The following is a 4,400-nucleotide window of genomic DNA, read 5'->3' as shown; positions in this document are numbered from 1 at the left end:
AAAATCAAAGCTGCTTTTTCGTTTGCACCACCTTCGATTCTTTCCTTAACGATTTGTCGTTCTGTGTGCGTACCAAGTATAGCACAACAACACAATCAAATCAACCAGCCGGAGAGGAAACCTCCCCGGCACCCTTTGCGGCCCGCTGTGCCACCCTCACCTGGCGCATACGCAGTCGATTTTGCTCCCGTTCCCGGTTCCTCGCCGCCAACGCCTTTTGCGCTTTCGCTTCTTCCTCGGCGGTCAGAATAACCTCCGGTTTGGGCGGAACGAAACAGCCGATAAAGTTGAAATATATATCAACCTTCTGCCGCCTGTCCCCGGTGGATTTGTCCGCCTCATGGACAACGATTTTCTCGATAAACTCGTTGAGCATGGGCATGGTCAGTTCGTCAAAACTGGTGTACCGCCGCACAAGAGAAACAAACCGCTGCGCCCTCATGCCGTCCTCGGCCTGGGCGGTGATGCCCTCTTTCAGTTCCGCCGCCTCCTGCTCTAATGCGCTCTGCTCGGTGTCGTACTCCGCCAACAGGCGGTTGAAATGCTTGTCGGGTATCTTCCCGGTGGCGTTCCCCTCGTACAGCTTCTTGATTAACTCGTCCAGCTCGGCAATCCGCTTCTCCACCTGGCGAAGCCGCTTCTTCTGCTCCCTGGCTGTCTGCTCCTGCCCCGCGCTGGCGGTGTCCCGCACGATGCGGATAAACTCTTTCTCGTCCTCCCGGACGTAGGCGCTCACCTCGCGGATCGCCGTCAGCACCAGCTTCTCAACAGTGGATGTTTTGATAAAGTGCATGGTGCAGTCACGGGTCAAATGGCGGTAGCCGCCGCAGAGGTAAGCGTCATCAGCGTCAAAGACTTTCTTCTTGGTGGGGGACGGCTGGCGGTGGGTCATCTTGCACCCGCAATCGGTGCAGTAGAGAAGCCCGGTCAGAGGATTGGAAGGGTGGTCTGGATAGCTGGGCTTGCGGATAGTCCGCTTCAGACGGTGGGCAAGCTGCCACGTTTCCTCGTCCACGATGGCCTCATGGGTGTCCCGGAAAATCATCAATTCCTCCGGCTTGGCCTTGCGCCGCTTCTTGGTCTTGTAGTCCTCGCAGATGGTCTTGCCCAACACAGTATGCCCCATGTACTCCTGCTTTTCCAGGATGTAGGAAACCGCCGTACTCGACCAAAGGCAGGGGTCATAGTAGCCGTGGCTGTGGTGGTTCTCCGGGTAGTGCTGCTGTGCGTAGGCGGCGGGTATCAGTATCTTGTCCTTGGTCAGCGTCCGGGCGATGGCCTGAACGCCTTTCCCCTCAATCACCATCTGGAAGATGCGGCGCACAACGGCGGCGGCCTCCTCGTCCACAATCAAGTGCTGCTTGTCCTCCGGGTCGCGGCGGTAGCCATAGGGGACGCTCCCCGAACACCGAAGCCCCTTCTCCATGCGTGACTTGAAAATGGCCTGTATCTTCCGGCTGGAGTCACGGGCGTAAAATTCGTTCATGATGTTCAAAAATGGGGTGAAGTCGTTATCTCCCTGCTTGTCGCTGTCGATACTGTTGTTGACAGCAATAAACCGGATGCCCTTATCTCTGAACATGACATCGGTGTAAAAGCCAACCTTGAGATAGTCACGTCCGAAGCGGCTCATGTCCTTGACGATGATGGTGGACACGTTCCCGGCCTCTACCTCGGCAATCATGGCCTTGAAGCCGTCCCGGTCAAAGGTCGTGCCGCTCACTCCATCGTCCGTGAAGTGCCGGACGTTGGTGAAGCCGTTCCGCTGGGCGAAGTCCTCCAAAAATGCCTGCTGGTTCAGTATGGAATTGCTGGGGCCTTGTAACTCATCGTCACGGCTCAAACGCTCATAGAGTGCTGTAATCTTGGTTTTCTGGGCCATGTTTGCCACCTTCTGTTGTTGTGCGGATTTCTCCGTCCCTAAAATACTAACCCTTTTGGATCAGTGACAACATAGCTGCCATTCATCTGCATTAAATTCGGCTTGACGTGGAAGCGGGTCTTACCGGATCCGGAACCGCCTGATTCTGTCAATATAGAACTAACAAATTTTTTAAATTGGAAAAAAGAACCGCATAAAATCCACAGTAGCATGGATTCATTGGTACCGTGAAATTAATACAATTCAACGATGCACCCTCTCATAAACGGCTTGAAATCGGCATTTCTTCATATAATTGCACACCCTTTCGGGTGTGCATCAAAAAGTTTTTATATCGGTTGGATTGAAATTTGTCGACCTTCTCCATATGCTCCTTAATAAACCACTATACACTTTGAATCCACAAAATCGCGAATACACTTCTTCGATGCTTCAATAAGGCACTTTTCAAACTTCTCTGTAAAATATATAGTATCAGCAATAAAGTAATTATCTTGTGCATACTGAATCATATCTGTAAAACGCTCATACTGATACTTAAACTCCTTTGCATGAACAAATCCCTCGGAATATGACTCGCTACCTATCATCTTTGCCACTTCACGTCCTACATTCTGCTGTGCAGTTAAATATGCCATAAGATCCGCAATAAACTTTTCCTCATCATCCTGATTTGGAAGATAAGCCTTTGCATCAATATCCAACTTCTTAACGTAATTCATTGCATAATTACGGATTTCCTGAACAAACTTTGTAGTTATATTTTGGAAACCATAATCATTAGCAACAACATTCGAATTATGGACATTACCAGCATTAATCCACTTACGATTACAAGCACGAACTGTAGATGCATACAATTTCAAATTCTTACATTCACTTACAAGATTTGAATACAATGAGGAAATATTCTGCTTTCCAAATTCGGAAGAATCAATACTAACAGACTCCTCAATATCCTCAACAACACGATATCTGTCTCCAGTTACAGATGCCTGTTGTACCATATCCGTAAAGAGCTGATTCAATGCATCTGGGTACTGAACACCTTCATAATCAAGGATATCCTCCATTTTGTTTCCGTCTTCAGAAAGAATAGCTGCTCTATATACACCAATAATCTGCGGCTTTTTTTTAGAAGCATTATCATCTACAGCAGCATTAAATCTATCAATAACTTTCTGTTGCTCGTAGAATGCTTCCTTATATTTTTCCGCCCAATTGATATTACTTCTTCTGCTGAATCTGCTTACTGTACCGCTCTGGTTAGCAAAGCTCTTCAGATACTCATCCCAATGTGTAAAAAGAAGATATACCTCAATATCCCTATTCACTTCCTGGAGCATCATAGAAATTGCATCATAGCCATCCTTAACTGTATCCGTTACAAAGGAGTTGACAACTAACAGCAATCTATTACTATGAAACTCCGAAAGTAAATCAACGATACGTTCAGCTTCATCCTTTGCCTTTACGCCTGTAATATGGAAAAGCCCCTGTGTATCGATAATTCTGATACAATGAATCTTTGTATCACCAATCTCCGCTACCGTCAATGCATCCTTATTTCCAACATCGAAAATATAATCCGCACCACGATAGATTAGTGAAACATTGGAAAGTAAATATTCTTTTGAACCTTCCTCACTCTTAAGTAGAATTTCCGTAATCTCACTATCCAGGTCATCTTCTCCAAGAAGAGCGGTAAACATGTATCCACCCTCAGGCTTTACCCCCACTACAGCACCATTGCTTTCAAGTTTCTCACGAAGTTCCTCTACTTCCTGGTTTATAAAATCAATAACCAGATTCCAAAACTCTGCCACAATTTCTCGGAAAGATTCTCTCAAAGATAGAAGTTCTATAAATACTCGTACTCCTTTCTGACCTTTCTTTGAGGTTTTTGCAAGCATCTCATTATAAAGAATCATCACCTGTGAAACATCGAACTTAAGAATTACTTCCATGAGAGCATTATACTTATCATCACCGATATCCTTCAGCTTATATCCTAACGAATCATTTGCCGGATGCTCTAGTAAATTTGTCATTGCCTTTGCCAACTTGGCTTTATACAAGTTCTCGTCCGAATTCTTAAAGTAATCCTTTGCTCCAGAATAAAGAACATTGCCCAATAGCTCATTATCGTCTCCACACTCTGCCATTGTCTTTGGATGGAGTTCTGCCGACATAACCAGCTTATCCTCTGGGATCATCTCATAATCGGTTGCAATTGTACTTGCCTTGGTAACACTACCCTTACCAGAAGCCTCTCTGATTCCTAACAAAGACTGTGTCACCGGATTCTTTGCAGAAGCCTCTTCAACTGCTGATTTTCCACTACCAGTTGTTCCAGCAGCTACTACAGGATCACCTTTCCCATCAATCTTACTAATGGCCTCCATAACTTCATCACTAACTTTGTACATACCCATGTACCTCCTTGAATAAATATTTTTGGGTATAAAAAAGTGTCTTCGACACTTCAGCCCCCTAGCCCCCATTCATGGGGGAATTA

The 4,400-nt window shown here is 46.2% G+C and carries 2 protein-coding genes and 1 pseudogene; all 3 read right to left on the bottom strand.

What is annotated here, in order from left to right; genetic code table 11:
- Nucleotides 1-100: 100 nt before the first annotated feature.
- Nucleotides 101-1,882, bottom strand: a complete 1,782-nt coding sequence (locus E5329_RS28440) for a recombinase family protein (RefSeq protein WP_330572419.1) — start codon at nt 1,880-1,882, stop codon at nt 101-103.
- Between the two features lie 44 nt (nt 1,883-1,926).
- Nucleotides 1,927-2,022 (bottom strand): annotated as a pseudogene (locus E5329_RS28435) (type IV secretory system conjugative DNA transfer family protein); the annotation flags it as partial.
- Between the two features lie 234 nt (nt 2,023-2,256).
- Nucleotides 2,257-4,311 carry a hypothetical protein gene (locus E5329_RS28430; protein ID WP_135992485.1) on the bottom strand — a complete coding sequence of 685 codons (2,055 nt, stop codon included), beginning with the start codon at nt 4,309-4,311 and terminating at the stop codon, nt 2,257-2,259.
- Nucleotides 4,312-4,400 lie beyond the last annotated feature (89 nt).

Source organism: Petralouisia muris (genome assembly GCF_004793545.1).
GTDB classification, from domain to species: domain Bacteria; phylum Bacillota; class Clostridia; order Lachnospirales; family Lachnospiraceae; genus Petralouisia; species Petralouisia muris.
This window is presented reverse-complemented; position numbering and strand designations above follow the sequence as displayed.